The sequence below is a fragment of the uncultured Nostoc sp. genome (genome assembly GCF_964245575.1).
In the GTDB taxonomy this organism is placed as follows: domain Bacteria; phylum Cyanobacteriota; class Cyanobacteriia; order Cyanobacteriales; family Nostocaceae; genus Nostoc.
Genome location: NZ_CAXTNP010000193.1, coordinates 1 through 15,352, shown reverse-complemented (window position 1 = coordinate 15,352; position 15,352 = coordinate 1). Strand labels below are relative to the sequence as shown.

At 42.3% G+C, this 15,352-nt stretch carries 13 protein-coding genes; 5 read left to right on the top strand and 8 right to left on the bottom strand.

What is annotated here, in order from left to right:
• Window positions 1-84: 84 nt before the first annotated feature.
• From mutS to ACFFAP_RS25815, 4 genes are all read right to left on the bottom strand, one after another.
• Window positions 85-2,718: a DNA mismatch repair protein MutS gene (mutS, locus tag ACFFAP_RS25830; RefSeq protein WP_375513899.1), complete on the bottom strand. Its 2,634-nt coding sequence runs from the start codon at window positions 2,716-2,718 to the stop codon at window positions 85-87.
• A gap of 86 nt (window positions 2,719-2,804) precedes the next feature.
• The gene (locus ACFFAP_RS25825) at window positions 2,805-3,329 is read right to left on the bottom strand and encodes a hypothetical protein (protein WP_375513898.1); all 525 of its coding nucleotides are present in this window, start codon (window positions 3,327-3,329) and stop codon (window positions 2,805-2,807) included.
• 8 nt (window positions 3,330-3,337) lie between these two features.
• Entirely contained in the window at window positions 3,338-4,597 is a 1,260-nt protein-coding gene (locus tag ACFFAP_RS25820; protein WP_375513897.1) for an AAA family ATPase, read from the bottom strand.
• 230 nt (window positions 4,598-4,827) lie between these two features.
• Complete coding sequence (locus ACFFAP_RS25815; RefSeq protein ID WP_375513896.1) at window positions 4,828-6,429, bottom strand: alkaline phosphatase D family protein; 1,602 nt, start codon at window positions 6,427-6,429, stop codon at window positions 4,828-4,830.
• A 484-nt stretch (window positions 6,430-6,913) separates the two neighbouring features.
• Here ACFFAP_RS25815 and ACFFAP_RS25810 point away from each other — a divergent pair, with 484 nt between their 5' ends.
• On the top strand, window positions 6,914-8,872 hold the full coding sequence (locus ACFFAP_RS25810) for a PAS domain S-box protein (protein WP_375513895.1): 1,959 nt from the start codon (window positions 6,914-6,916) through the stop codon (window positions 8,870-8,872).
• Window positions 8,873-8,925: 53 nt separating this feature from the next.
• Here the strand turns inward: ACFFAP_RS25810 and ACFFAP_RS25805 are convergent, their stop codons facing one another.
• The 3 genes from ACFFAP_RS25805 to ACFFAP_RS25795 all read right to left on the bottom strand — a co-directional run bounded on the left by ACFFAP_RS25805 (window position 8,926) and on the right by ACFFAP_RS25795 (window position 11,076).
• Window positions 8,926-10,029, bottom strand: coding sequence for an AI-2E family transporter (locus ACFFAP_RS25805; RefSeq protein ID WP_375513894.1), 1,104 nt, complete (start codon window positions 10,027-10,029; stop codon window positions 8,926-8,928).
• Between the two features lie 117 nt (window positions 10,030-10,146).
• Window positions 10,147-10,584: an NUDIX domain-containing protein gene (locus ACFFAP_RS25800; protein WP_375513893.1), complete on the bottom strand. Its 438-nt coding sequence runs from the start codon at window positions 10,582-10,584 to the stop codon at window positions 10,147-10,149.
• A gap of 21 nt (window positions 10,585-10,605) precedes the next feature.
• Window positions 10,606-11,076, bottom strand: coding sequence for an OB-fold nucleic acid binding domain-containing protein (locus ACFFAP_RS25795; RefSeq protein ID WP_375513892.1), 471 nt, complete (start codon window positions 11,074-11,076; stop codon window positions 10,606-10,608).
• A 587-nt stretch (window positions 11,077-11,663) separates the two neighbouring features.
• On the opposite strand from ACFFAP_RS25795, the gene folD reads away from it, so the two are divergent.
• From folD to ACFFAP_RS25780, 3 genes are all read left to right on the top strand, one after another.
• Entirely contained in the window at window positions 11,664-12,551 is an 888-nt protein-coding gene (gene folD, locus ACFFAP_RS25790; RefSeq protein ID WP_375513891.1) for a bifunctional methylenetetrahydrofolate dehydrogenase/methenyltetrahydrofolate cyclohydrolase FolD, read from the top strand.
• 165 nt (window positions 12,552-12,716) lie between these two features.
• A complete protein-coding gene (crtE, locus tag ACFFAP_RS25785; protein WP_375513890.1) occupies window positions 12,717-13,649 on the top strand; it encodes a geranylgeranyl diphosphate synthase CrtE in 933 nt (310 codons plus the stop codon).
• 337 nt (window positions 13,650-13,986) lie between these two features.
• The gene (locus tag ACFFAP_RS25780) at window positions 13,987-14,442 is read left to right on the top strand and encodes a divergent PAP2 family protein (RefSeq protein ID WP_375513889.1); all 456 of its coding nucleotides are present in this window, start codon (window positions 13,987-13,989) and stop codon (window positions 14,440-14,442) included.
• Between the two features lie 78 nt (window positions 14,443-14,520).
• On the opposite strand, the gene ACFFAP_RS25775 is transcribed toward ACFFAP_RS25780, so the two are convergent.
• Entirely contained in the window at window positions 14,521-15,153 is a 633-nt protein-coding gene (locus tag ACFFAP_RS25775; RefSeq protein WP_375513888.1) for a hypothetical protein, read from the bottom strand.
• Between the two features lie 17 nt (window positions 15,154-15,170).
• On the opposite strand from ACFFAP_RS25775, the gene ACFFAP_RS25770 reads away from it, so the two are divergent.
• On the top strand, window positions 15,171-15,352 hold a 182-nt coding region (locus ACFFAP_RS25770), incomplete at its 3' end, for a hypothetical protein (protein ID WP_375513887.1).

Genomic DNA, 15,352 nt, shown 5'->3' with positions numbered 1-15,352 from the left:
TTAATGCATCGGCTTGCAATCTTAATGTATCGACTTACAATCTTAATGCATCGGCTTGCAATGTTAAGGAAATGCGGTAAGACATCAATCCAGATTTTGCAGCCCCATTGCAATCTTACTATGCTTCTCAATTTGCCCCATCACTTGTTTTGCTCGTTGAATAACTACGGCTGGTAAACCCGCCAATCTTCCCGCCTCAATCCCATAAGACTTATCAGCGCCTCCTGGTTGGACTTGGTGCAAAAAGATAATTTGGTCGGGTAATTCCTTCACTGTCACTTGATAATTAGCCACATTCGGCAAAATACTTGCTAGTTCATTCAATTCATGATAGTGAGTAGCAAAAATCGTTCGCGCCCGAATATCCACTGCGATATATTCCGCCACCGCCCAAGCTATGGAAAGACCATCAAATGTTGCTGTTCCGCGACCAATTTCATCTAACAGTACTAGCGACCTAGATGTGGCATGGTTGAGAATATTCGCCGTTTCATTCATCTCCACCATGAAAGTAGATTGACCAGTTGCAAGATCATCTACTGCACCTACACGGGTGAAAATGCGATCGCATATTCCCAATCTGGCAAACCTAGCTGGTACAAAACTACCAATCTGCGCCATTAACTGAATCAATCCCACTTGACGCAAATAACAACTTTTACCACTCGCATTTGGCCCGGTGAGGATGATCAAATCGGGATTGTCATTTGTCTTTTGTCCTTTGTCATTTGTTATTTGTCCTTGGTCATCTCCCAATGACAAATGACTAATGACAAATGACTCTTCTCCCAATTGCGTCGAATTCGGCACAAAGAAACCCGCAGGCAAAGACTGTTCCACCACCGGATGACGCCCATCAACAATGTTTATCTCCCTTCCTGGCAACATTTCTGGACAACAGTAACCTTGATGCACCGCTAACTCAGCCAAACCACACAACACATCCGCCGCCGCCACTGCACGAGACAGATTGCGAATTACTTCCGCCTCTTGTGCTACCTCTTCCCGCAACACCGTAAAAATCTCATATTCCAACTGATTTAAATCATCCCGCGCTGTGAGAATCCGGGCTTCCCGTTCCTTCAAATCTGGGGTAATGTAACGTTCCTCATTGGTCAGGGTTTGCTTACGGATATAATTAGCGGGTACTTGATCAGCTTTGGTGCGGGAAATACTGATATAATAACCAAAGGTTTTGTTAAATCCTACCTTCAGAGTGGAAATACCCGTTTTAGCTCTCTCATCAACTTCTAAATTGGCAATCCATTGCTGATCCGCTTCTACAGTTGCCTTTCTCTCATCCAACAAGGGATTTACACTAGGGCGAATCAATCCGCCTTCTTTGATTAGGATGGGTGGCGACTCCACAAGATGCGCGTGTAACTTTTGTGCTAATTCTTCCAACACAGTTGGGACTTTCTGCAAAGCTTTGAGAAATGGAGAACGCGCCTCAGTTACTAAGTTGGATAATTCTGGTAAGCGTGAGAGGGAATCTGCCAAAGCTACTAAATCTCTAGCATTAGCTGTACCAGAACCCGCCCTTCCTGTCAAACGTTCTAGGTCATAAATTTGGCGTAACAATTGCCGCAAATCTTGCCGCAGGGGCGTATTTTCCATCAATTCTTGGATGGTATCTTGCCGCGCCCGAATGCCTTTAATATCGAGTAGGGGTTGCAATAACCACCGCCGTAAAGCCCGCCCACCCATAGCTGTATTAGTTTTATCTAATGCCCAGAGTAGGGAACCGTGAAAAGTACCATCCCGAACAGTTTGGGTAATTTCCAGGTTACGGCGGGTTTGATTGTCAACAATTAGGTAGTCGGTGACAGTGTAGCTGCGGAGTCTTTGAAGGGTGACAGGGTTTTCTTTTTGAGTATCTTCCAAGTATTCCAGAAGACCGCCAGCCGCACGAACGGCGAGGGGAAGATGATCGCAACCGAGTCCTTCGAGCGATCGCACCTTAAATTTCTGCAATAATCTCGGTCTAGCTTCGCCTTGGGAAAATGGAACTTGCGATCGCAAACTATAACAAAATGATGATGGCAAGCACTGGGGGAGATGCGGCGAAGTTTCTCCCGGACGCAGTAAGCTACCCAAATCGGGCGCATTTGTGGGAACTAACACCTCTGAAGGTTGCAAGCGCATTAATTCCTGTGTCAGATGTTCTAAATCACTGCCTTGAGTAGTCAGAAATTCGCCTGTAGAGATGTCTGCATAGGCTAAACCCCAATGATTTGCGGCAATTACTACTGCTGCTAGGTAATTATTGCGACTTGATTTGAGCATTCCCTCTTCTAGCAAAGTACCAGGAGTCAGGATACGCGTTACTTCCCGCCGCACCAATCTACCAGCAGCTTCAGAAGCATCTTCCACTTGGTCGCAAATTACCACTGCATAGCCTTTTTCTACCAGCATCGTCGCGTAGCGTTCCCAAGCGTGATGCGGAACACCAGACATGGCTACCCGTCCCTGTTCTCCAGCTTGCTTGCTAGTGAGAACTAATTCTAATTCTTGGGCTAGTTTTACAGCATCTTGGAAATAGCATTCAAAGAAATCTCCTACCCGATACAGCAATACCGCGTGAGGATATTTATCCTTCGTCTCGACATAGTGCAGGTACATTTGACTTAGCTTGCTGCGGTCTACCTGTCGATGGTCGGAAATAAAAGTACTCGCGTCGGGTTTGGTAGATGGAGTTTCAGAGTGGGAAGCGGTCATAGATGCTATTGAGTTACGCACGGAAATTCCACAATATTTGATGATAACGTGATGTGAAAGTTGAAGGGCGATCGCTCAAGAATATTTTACCTTTTGGTGCGATCACTACGCCGTGTAGGTGGAAGTGGCGGAGGTGGTTCCTGGGATTTTAGCTTGTCATCATCAGTCAGGAACTCTACATGGAAATCCTTTTGGTGATAATGCCAGCCCAATATTACAATACTGGCATCACCCATAGAAGTCTTTCCTACAGCTTGATTGGGGAATTTAGCGGCTAAATTTTTCAATGCTTCCTCTTCCCAAAGAACAATTTGCTCACGGAACTTAGCCCAAGGTGTGGTTTCATCAGCTGCATAAGTTATGATTTCAGCAAATTTTTGAGCTGCTATACGTTTACTTTCCGAATTTGCTGTTTTAGCCTGTGCAATGTGATTACCTGTTTCTATAACAGCAGCTAAAGGAAGTACCAGCGTTGTTGATTTGGCGATTTCTGCTTGAATTTTCTGATTTACACGCTCAAAATCCCATTCATTATTACCAGCAGTTTCTCTACCTGGAACTTGTAACCAAACGCATAAAAGCGATGTATCGATGAGTAGCACTTTTCTCATATTAGTAACTATTCACTATGAGAAAGGCTTCTTTCAATTGCACCCTTAGTTGTCATATCACCCAATGAATATGATGCAAATAACTTAGAAAAATTATCAATATCTTCTAAAAGTGTCAGCTTACTTTCTCCAGTTTCTTGATCGCGGTGTGCGACAACCACAAAAGGAACTATCTCTGGGCCTAAAGCATCAAGCAAAGCTGGGTTATGGGTAGTTAGTAAAATATCAATTTTTCTTTTGCTGCCAATTTCCCTTAGTATTCTGACTAGCAATTCCGCACGCGATGGATGAAGCCCGTTATCTATTTCTTCAATTACTAATTGACTATTTTCTGGTCGAGTAAGCAACGCTGTGAGGATTGCTAGAAAGCGGAGAGTTCCATCTGACATCGTTCTAGCATCAATTTCTGTAACATGACCAGGTTTCCATTCTTCCTGACAGTAAAGCATGGCATCAGTACCAAATCTACCAACTTTTTCTGCCCATACTTTTTGAATATCGCCTTCTGGGAAATCTTTGATGTAGTTAGATAGAGTGAATTCTACTTCAGTTTTATGTTCTTCAGATAATGCTGCTAGTACACCAGCAATATTGGAGGCATCGTTTTCAAGAGTGTCAGATAGGCGTGAGTACTCACGCATTTTAGAGGGGATAGGATTCAGAATCAAAATTTCTTTCAAAGTGGAAACAACACAATTGATAGCTTTAATTTTTAAAGGAAAATATTTTTCTTCCAGTTCTTTGCCTAAAATTATGCTACCATCTTCGGCCGTGCTGAAATATATATCATTAGATATAATGTCCCTAAAATTAAAATAATATACTGACTCTCTCATGCCACTTTTTGTATTTAAATCTATTTTTTTAACAGTGAATTTTTCTACACAATTAATAGTATGGTCTTCATTTAAATTTTGACGCTCAATATATTCTTCTATAACTTTGACTTCACTTAGTATTTGTATTTGTAGAACATAGAAGTAGTCTGTTTTATGATCTTCACCCTGAACTAAAGCATTTAATGTGAATTGAGTTTCGGGTTTAAGTGCAGCCCACTCTAAGCCACCTCTAATAGATGTAAGTGTTTTATCTCCTGCTAAAGCTGCTTCAACATTCTCACCTCTAGCTATTCTTTGTAAAAACTCCAAAGCCTCAACCACATTAGATTTTCCACTCGCATTCGTCCCAATCAGAACAGTCAACGGGTCAAGTGGAAGCTCTGCATAACGGAAACTTTTCCAATTTTCCAGGATTAGTTGCTTAAGCATGACCTACTCCAAAAATGATAGGATTTTACTTCTACTATAAGGTTTTTGGCATTGCTTAATTGCAAGCTTGTCTCTGCGCCTCTGCGTTATTCAATCATACCGTCATCCAGCAACGCCAGATTTTTTCTTCTTCGACATCTCAGCAAAAAAACAGCAAAGCCAGGAGACAGAGTAAAGAATTGTGTAATTACTCTATCTAACTGGCTACATATCACTGTGCTTTTGAGGATTTATTTTTCTGGTGGTAAATCTACACTGTAAACAGTTTTCCCAGCCAAATTACGCAGTGTTACTGTCATCACCTTTGTATCAGCATCAATTTTAACTCCTCCAAAGAATTGCAAACCTTCACTTGGCGGTCGATTTGCTTTTGTACCTGGAGGAAGGCTTTGAAATATTAATTGTGGGCCAAAAGTATTTTCTAATTGATTGGGGCCAAATGTGCCAGAGTTCAGAGGGCCGGCGACGAACTCCCAAAAAGGCTTAAAGTCGGTAAACTGTGCTTTAGCAGGGTCGTAATAGTGGGCTGCTGCATAATGTACATCAGCAGTTAACCAAACAACATTGTGAATATTTTTATTTTTGATAAATCGTAGTAAATCAGCAAGTTCTAGTTCTCTTCCTAAAGCTGGGCCATCTCCATTAGCCCAAGCTTCAAAGTCTGTGCTACCGTCTTTAACTATCAGTCCCAAAGGCATATCACTAGCAATCACTTTCCATGTTGCTTTTGATGATAGCAATTGCCTTTTCAACCATTGCACTTGTTTTCTGCTCAAAAAATCTGTTTTTTTACTTGGTACCGGCTGATTATTGGGAGAGTTTGGCCCCCGGTAGGTACGCTCATCCAGCATAAAAATGTCTAATAATGGGCCATAGTTGAAAGAGCGATAAATTTTCGCCTTATCTGGATTATTGCTTTCATATCCAATAGGCAGATATTCTAAAAACGCTTGTCTTGCCCTTTCTGCTAGCAAGTTAACATCCTTAACTGTGTAGCGGTCATCGTTCAAGATAATTTGCCCAGGATACCAATTGTTCCTTGTTTCGTGGTCGTCCCACTGTGCTAATATGGGAACTTCAGCGTTGAAACGCTTGATGTTTTCATCCAGCAAATTGTAAATATAGTTGCCACGATATTCTGTAAGAGTCTCTGCTACTTTGGATTTTTCTGGTGTAGTGATGTTTTTCCAAATAGTGCCGTCGTCTAAAGTTACTTCTGATTGAATCGGGCCATCAGCATAAATATTATCGCCAGAATGAATGAAAAAGTCGGGATTAAGTTGACGCATAGTTTCATAAATTTTCATCCCACCAAAATCAGGATTAATCCCCCATCCCTGACCGGCAGTGTCGCCACCCCAAACAAAGAATACATCTCGTCCAGATTTGGGAGGAGTGCGGAAAGTGCCTTTGACAGGAGCGCTGTATGTGCCTTTATAATCTAAATCTTGGAAGATTACCCGATAAAATAATTGTTGGTCTGGTGGTAAGTTCCTCAGATAAAGTCGTGCTGTAAAGTCGCTATTTTTTAAAGCATTGGGCCCCACAACTCGTTGCACATTGCGAAAAGATTCGCTGGTAGAGTATTCTACGATCATTTTGGCGGGGCGATCGCTACGGCTCCAAATAACAATGCTATCGTTGCAGATATCTCCGGTAGCTACACCATAGGGTATAGCAGGACGCATTTTGTCAGAAGTGATAATGGCAGGTGCTTGGGCAAAAACTTGTGATTTGGATACAAGATTTGTGGCAATAATTCCACCTGCTGTGATAGTTGAACGGAGCAAAAACTGGCGGCGGTTTAGTTGCAATGGTCGATTAGATTCCATGATAAATAATGGCAAGCTTAAGAAGGATTACAGGATAAGTGTTTAGCACATTCTGTTATCGGAACAAGTAAAGATTGAGTTATCTAAGGGTTAATAAAATCTCTATAATAATTTTGTAATTTTACTTAATCTAAATTAGTTAGCATCTGATTTTTATTTCTGATCAAACTCTACTTAAACTCATGACCATCTGTCGGAGATGAAATATCACCCTTGATATACCTGAATGGAAGCATTGCTGTACAAGCCTTTGAGGCTAGCGCCTCCAATTTGACCAAATTGGCTACGCTGACCCCCTACAACTGACTGTGAAATAAAAGTGCTTATAATTCAGCAAAAACTTTGGGAATAATAAATATCACTAATACCAAATTATTGTAAAGCTGCATGAAACAGGATAAGGGTGAAAGGATTGCCAAGCAAAGGTTTTAGCTTTCTAATTCTATGCAACTTCATACAAAATTGGTATAAGGCTGACACACGCATGGCTAGACGTTTAAGTTTTAGCTTGATTTTAGATCCGACTGAGCGTATGAATAATTGCAAATCTCTCAATGACTCCTCTTTTGCCCAATATACGCAGCAGCAAAACTTCTCGCTGGCTTTTCTACTGCGGATGATCAACGGTATACCTGACCCAATTTTTGTCAAAAACCACCAACATCAGTGGATACTACTTAACGATGCCTTCTGTAATTTCATCGGGCATAGCCGAGAAGAATTAATTGGCAAATCTGACTATGATCTCTTTCCTGTTGCGGAAGCTGATGTGTTTTGGGAAAAAGATGAACTGGTTTTCACTACAGGCATAACTGATGAAAATGAGGAATTTTTTACAGATTCCTCTGGCGTAACACACTTTATCATGACTAAAAAATGTTTGTTTGAGGATGAGCTAGGTAATCATTTTTTAGTTGGGACTATTCGCGATTTCACACAGCAAAAGCGGGTAGAAGCTGAACTAGCGGAAAAAGTCTCTTTAGCAGCTTTGCATGTAGAAATAAACACTGCTATCACCCAAGGTCAGACACTACAGCCAATTCTCAAGCGTTGTACTGATGCTCTAGTCAACCACGTTAATGCTGCCTTTGCCCGCATCTGGACGCTGAATACCCAAGAAAACGTACTGGAATTGCAAGCTAGCTCCGGAATGTACACTCATATTAATGGCCCCCACGCTCGTGTTCCTGTAGGGATGTTCAAAATTGGATTGATTGCTCAAGAACGTCAACCTCACCTGACTAATAAAGTTCTAGATGATCCGCGTGTAAGCAATCAAGAATGGGCAAAGCAGGAAGGCATGGTTGCTTTTGCAGGATATCCCCTAATTTTGGACGGCAATCTTATTGGCGTCATTGCGATGTTTGCCCGCCAAACCCTGACAGAATCAGTCTTAGAGGCATTGCAATTGGCTGCAAACGAGATTTCCTTGGGGATCAAGCGTATACAAACAGAACTTGCCTTGAAGGAAAGTGAGAAAAAGTACCGTCACTTGGTTGAGACCTCTCAGAACATGATTTGGTCAGTAGATGCCCAAGGATGTTGGACTTTTGTAAATGAAGCAGTCAAAAGCATCTATGGCTATGAGCCAGCAGAAATGATTGGTCGTCAGTGTAGTGAGTTTGAGCCGCCTAAACAATTTCAGCAAGAGCCAGGAATTTTGCCCCCTATATTGGCAGGAGAGTCAGTGTTTGAGTACGAAGCTGTTGTGCTTGCAAAAGATGGTATCAAGCGAAATTTACTATGTAATGCAATGGTGTTGTGGGATGAAGTTGGGAATGTTTTAGGTACAACCGGCATAGCTACTAACATTACTGAACTGAAACGAGCAGAAGCTGCCCTGCGCCGTAGTAATGCTGTACTGCAAGCTCAACAAGAAGCTTCAATCGACGGCATTCTGATTATTGATGAAAATCGTCAAATTGCATCATTCAATCAATATTTCTCCTCTTTATGGCAAATTCCTCCGGCAATAATCCAGACTGGTTCAGACTGGCAACTCCTAGAATGTGTGCTAGACCTACTAGAAGATCCAGCAGAATTTCTCGCTCAAGTCGAATATCTGTACCAGCATCCAGAGAAAAACAGCCGTGATGAAATTTTGCTCAAGGATGGACGGACGTTTGATCGTTATTGTGCGTCAGTGCGATCGCCCGATGGAGATTATTACGGCAGAATTTGGTATTTTCGAGATATCACAGAACGCAAACAAGCAGAAAGAGCCCTCCGACAGCAAGCACAAGAACTAGAAACAGCATTATACAAATTACAAAACACCCAAACTCAGTTAATTCAAAGCGAAAAAATGTCCAGTTTGGGTCAACTAGTTGCAGGTGTGGCACACGAAATCAACAACCCAGTTAGCTTTATTTACGGCAACCTTAACCCTGCTGATGAATACACCCAAAATTTATTTTCACTGTTAGAGCTTTACGAAGGATAGACATTTTTCTAAATAATCAATATTGTGAGGTTTCCTTCACTTACATATTTAATTTAACTATAAGTTCCTGCTCTCTTACTAATCACCGTAACAGGTTCTGACTCGATATCATCTAACTTATTAAACTCTCCAGCCCGCCAGCTATCTGTTATATCCTTGATAAAACTGGCAATAGGAATTGCAATTAACAAACCCAGAACTCCTCCCAACTTTGCCCCCAACAGCAAAGAAATTACCACCCACACGGGATTTAGCCCAGTCAAATTGCCAAGAATTCTCGGTGCTATAAAATTAGAATTAACTTGGTCGATTGCAACAGCTACACCTAAGACTTCAACTCCTAACCAAAAATTTTGCAGCGCCACCAACAAACTTACTATAGCGATACCTACCCCTGTACCAAAGGGGAAGAGAGAAAACAAACCAATACCGATGCCAAAAAGTAGAGCTAAGGGAACTTGCAGCGCCAAAAACGCTAGTGTAATTGTCACCCCTAACACAGCTCCTAATGTTGCTTGACCGATAAAGTAATTGTGGAAATCCTCTCGCAGTAATTCCCGTACTTTAAACCCAATGTTAGGGGGAAACCACTGAAAAATTCCGTCCCAAAGACGTTTGCCGTTTAATATTAAATAGATAGTCAGCACTACTGCCAGCAGCACGTTGAGGACAATACCAATGGTATCGACGGCAAAACCGAGAATTCTACCAGTGAAGGACTGAAGTTGGTTAGATAATCGGTCGAGAACTTGGGTAAATAAACCACTTAAATTAATCGGAAGCTGTTGTTGACTTAAGGCCCAATCCTGGAAAGCTTGTAGTTGTTCAGTACCAGAATCAATCCAACTGGGCAAAATATTAGCTAGCTCGTTGAGCTGTTGGATAATCAGGGGAACCAAAGTGATGCCTAAACCCACTAAAACCACCACAGTCAAAAGCAACACTCCTGCGATCGCCAGGTTGCGTTTTACCCCTTGTTCTTGGAGAAACTGGATTGGATAGTTCAAGACAAAAGCTAGCAGGATGGCGGCGGCGATAATGCTGACCAAGGGTTGAAAATACTGTACAACCAGGAGTAATAGCCAGCCGTTGAGAATGATAATGGGAAATGCCAATCCTATAGTTAACCATCGCGGTAGTTTATTTGCTGATTGCATTAGTGATGACTCCACAAGAGTTCTAACTTTATTTTGGCTTTGATTTTGATTCATGAAAAAGCATATAATTATCTAAGAGATCATGCTGCAATTGCAATATACGCAAGCAAGCATAAACTAGGTTTGTTGGTTTGTCTCAATAAAATCCAACATAATTTTTTGGTGTACATTTCCCAAAGGTCGCACTTCACCAGCGTTTTGCGAATAACAGTTACCTTGGTGAATATTTTCTGGGGTCAATAACCCCATATCCCAGCCTTCATTCAAAACCAGTTGATTTAATTCCACCGAGAGCGGTGCATGAAAGACATGACGAACAACTCTTTCGTCAGGATAACAGCCAAATTCAACAAAGTGTGGTAAATTATAGCCGATTTCTTCTAAAATTTCGCGCTTCAGTGCTACATCTGGCGTTTCACCAGCTTCGATATGACCGCCAAATAGCCCCCAGTAACCAGGGTAGAGAATACCGGGGATATTGTCTCGCAGTTGCATGAGAAACTTGTTTTTTTGGTAGATAATTGCGATCGCTACATGTATCGGTTGATTGTTCATGCGTTAATTTTTAATTGCTAATCACTCTTCTAGATAAACTTCCCCCAATTCTTTCCCAGCTAAGGGGATACTTCGGTAGCGAATTTTACCCTTAATCACCACTTGTGCCCCCTCGTCCAGATTCTTTTGATTGGTAACAACCCAAATTTGGCCAGTTGAGTCACTAATTTGATAAGCCCACTGCTTCATCAAAGGAGCTTTCTTTTCCACCTTACCTTGGATGTAAACTGTAGCCTTATTGTCTTTTTCTGGTTTAATTTCTCGAATTGGGGTGACATTGGTACCAATTTTAAAATTAGTCCCATTCAAGCCAGACGAGGTTAAACTACCACAACTACAAAGTCCCACCACCAATAAAAAAATCAACCCCAGGCGGTAGGGAACAATACTGTGCCCGTACAAGAACGGAAGGGGTAAATTTCTCGTTTGTTGCATGAAAGCCACCGATTGAGCAAATTTTTGCTTCACTGCTTGCTTTGTCGCCAGTTTCATCAGGTCTGTTCCTATCTATACTATTCTCTGCACTTTCAGAAACACACTCTTAACTGAGCAAAAAATCTTCTGAATTTCATCCTTATTTCTTTATTCTTCAGATAACGCCATTGATCTGAGAAAATAAAGATTATGGATTTACTGTGAGAAAAACGCTACGACATTAAACAAGCTCACAATAATAGTTAAAAGTCAAGAGTCAAAAATCAATATTTTAACTCTGGATTTTGGACTGTTGACCAAAACAGACTCATGATACAGAGTAAGTAAATTTATTTATGGAGAAGAAAAAAAATGTATTTAGTGACGCACTGCGCGTTCGTATGAAGGCGAACGCAAGAGAGAAATACGGCGCAAAGGCGGAGCGGCTCCGCCTCCGGTCCTTATGACTTGCCCCTAAATTTATTTATGGTTACTGAGCGTAGCCGAAGTATGGGGATTATTAATGCGAATGCCTGAATTTTCAATTCGGAGCGTACTCCTACAAAGAAGCAAGCGGGAGCAAAGCGTCTCCAAGAGTTGCGACGTGATGCCTAGACCAGAAGCGGCTGAGTTTTGATAAAAGGCGAATATAGCTGGAAATTCTCATGGAAACAAAAACTGCCAAACTCCTTGATGGTAAAACAATAGCTGCAAAAATTCAGCAAGAACTTTCTGTTGCCATTACACAATTACAACCAAAAATTGGGCGATCGCCTGGTTTAGCAGTGCTGATGGTTGGCGATAATCCAGCCTCAGCGGCTTATGTTCGTAATAAAGAAAAAGCTTGCGCTAAAGTTGGGATCGCCTCTTTTGGTAAGCATTTTCCCGCCCAAACTACCTTTGAGGAGTTAGAAGAGGTGATAGCTGAACTAAACCACGATGAGCGGGTGGATGGAATTCTTGTGCAGCTGCCCTTACCTAACCACTTGGATGCTGTGGCTCTGCTACATCAAATTGATCCCGATAAAGACGCTGATGGACTGCACCCAGTGAACTTGGGGCGACTAGTACGGGGAGAAGCAGGTTTACGCAGCTGCACCCCAGCTGGTGTGATGCGGCTTTTAGAAGAATATGAGATTCCTTTGCAGGGAAAACAAGCAGTAGTGGTGGGACGCAGTATTTTGGTGGGAAAACCAATGGCACTGATGCTACTAGAAGCTGATGCTACAGTCACGATCGCTCACTCGCGATCGCATGACCTCAAAACCATCACCCAAAATGCTGATATTCTAATTGCAGCAGTAGGTCGTCCCGAACTGATCACTGCTGACATGGTAAAACCGGGCGCTGTTGTGGTAGATGTGGGAATGAATCGCGTCACCGATGCTAGTGGCAAAAGCCGTTTAATTGGCGATGTCCACTTTGAATCAACATCTGCTGTAGCAGAATTTATCACCCCCGTTCCTGGTGGTGTTGGCCCGATGACTGTCGCCATATTGTTGCAAAATACATTTGCCAGCTATTCCAAGGCGGCAAGAGAAGAAAAAAAGTGAGGAGTGAGGAGTGATCAGTTAAAAGTTAAGAGTTATTAATCCTAATTCCTAACTCCTGTACAGACGCGATTAATCGCGTCTCCTAATTCTTCATTTTTTCAGCGCCACAGCACCTTAAAATTGTGACGTATAAGACAAAAATCCCAAAATGTCAGGAATTTAAGAATGGTAGCAACTGATAACGTTCAAAAGACACCACCAGAGGAAGCCACGCTTAACTTAGCAGCTTATCTAAAAGAGCGACAAAAGCTTTGTGATACTGCTTTAGATCAGGCTATCCCCATCATTTATCCAGAAAAGATTTATGAGGCGATGCGCTACTCGTTATTAGCTGGAGGCAAGCGTGTACGTCCCATTCTTTGCCTTGCTACCTGTGAAATGATCGGTGGAACCATCGAAATGGCCATGCCAACGGCTTGTGCTGTAGAGATGATCCACACAATGTCGTTGATTCATGACGACCTGCCGGCGATGGATAATGACGATTACCGTCGTGGTCAGCTGACGAATCATAAAGTCTATGGCGAAGATGTGGCGATTTTGGCTGGGGATGGCTTGTTGGCTCTCGCTTTTGAATTTGTTGCCATTCAAACCCCCCAAAGCGTTAACAGAGAGCTAGTCTTGCAGGTTATTGCCCGTCTTGGTCGGGCGCTGGGGGCAGCTGGTTTGGTCGGCGGTCAAGTTGTCGATTTAGAGTCGGAAGGGAAATCAGATATTTCCCTAGAAACGCTAAATTTCATCCATCAACACAAAACAGCCGCCCTTTTGGAAGCTTGCGTAGTTTGTGGCGGGATCATAGCTGGGGCATCACCTGAAGATGTGCAACGACTGACCCGTTATGCTCAAAATATTGGGCTAGCATTCCAAATCATAGATGATATTTTGGATATCACTTCTACCCAAGAGCAATTAGGCAAAACTGCGGGTAAAGACCAAAAAGCGCAGAAAGTGACCTATCCTAGCCTTTGGGGACTTGAGGAATCGCGCTCAAAAGCCCAAGAGCTAGTTAAAGCAGCTTGTGCGGAATTAGAACCATTTGGAGAGAGAGCCAAATCACTCCAAGCGATCGCTCATTTTATCATCAGCCGCAATAACTAGTAACGCTTTGGGTAATTCGTAATTCTAATGACGCTCGATAGCGCAGCGTTAGCGACGCAGGAGCGTCTGACTCGCTAACGTAATTCGTAATTCGTAAGCGTTTTATTGGTTTGGAGTGAGTGGTTGATTGACGCCATGCTATACTACACCGTCCAGCGAAATTCAAAATTCACTCATATCAAAATCCAAAAAGCTTTTAAGTAAGCTTTTGGGTGAATTTGAATAGTTGGTCTGTTCCCACCGTGATGTACTAGGTTAATTTTGGATTTTGGGTTGAATCTAGATGTTTCCTCAACCAACAACTGCTGCTAATATTTACTAACCTAACCAAAATACCATGCAGGACATAGGCAACATTTTAGACAACCGGGTGCTGCTGGTTGCTTTGATAGCTTGTTTAATTGCTCAAGCCCTAAAGCTCGTAATCGAGATCATCAAAAATCGCAAACTGAATGTGCGTGTTTTAGTGACAACCGGAGGTATGCCCAGTGCCCATTCAGCTTTAGTTACAGCTCTTGCCGCAGGTGTAGGGCAAACACTCGGTTGGGCATCTCCTGATTTTGCCGTTGCAATGATTTTTGCCATCATCGTCATGTATGATGCAGCCGGAGTTCGCCAAGCGGCTGGTAAGCAAGCTCGTATCCTGAATCAAATGATTGATGAATTATTTCATGAAAAACCAGACTTTAGCCAAGACCGTCTCAAGGAATTACTCGGACATACACCAGTTCAGGTAATAGCTGGGTCGGCTTTGGGCATAACCATCTATTGGTTAGCTAGGTCTGCTTATTAGTCAATAGTCTACAGTCTACAGTCTACAGTTTATTAACGAATGACTAATGACTAATGACTGATGACTAATGACTAATGATTACAACCGTACAGTTGAGCGCAGCAGAATTACCTTACGACTATCTACTATGCTGGCAACAAAACCGCCATTGTTCAGCTTCTGCAAGGTGTTATATGCTTCAGTTTGGTTAGTCGTATAAACTGCCAACAAGTAAGGGCGTTGTCCATAAGAAACAAAACCTACGTTCCCTGCCACTACTTTTTGCACACTATTTACTATTTCTGGACGGTTGTAATAATCTACCAGCACTGCATAACCTTCTCCTAATGCTTGAGGATTATAAACTGTCTGCTGAGGTTGCTGTAGCTGCGCCTGTTGCTGTGGCTGCACATCTGGCGTTGTTGGTCGAGTGGTGATGATAGCAGATAAGCCAACAATATTGCTGACATACCTTGCCCATCGATTGGCATCATCAATTTTATTAAAGCCCCCTATCCGCGTCACAGTTTCGTTGAGATATTTGCAGTTAATCGTCTTCAGTTCTGGCGGTAAGGCACTACGCAACTGCTTTTGATTATCTGCTGTGGGGCTGACTACTAATAAAAGATACTCACCCGCAGTTGGTGGTTGACAAGGGGGAATGGTTTGTTGGGCAAAGACAGAACTCATGCCACCAATCAACCCTGCGTAAGCGAAGCTCATCGTAGACATCGCTAATCCTAAAACACTTGGTAAAATCTGAAATCTATGCACAAAAGTTAGATTATGTAAATCAAGGTGTCTTAGAAGATTTTATAAGAAAAAAGCTGAAAACCCAGTTACTTCAGTATGGGAATGAAAAGAGTGTCAAAAAATATATTTTTTTACTCAAAAATAAAATTAGGGAGTGGGGAGCAGGGGAGACTTGGGG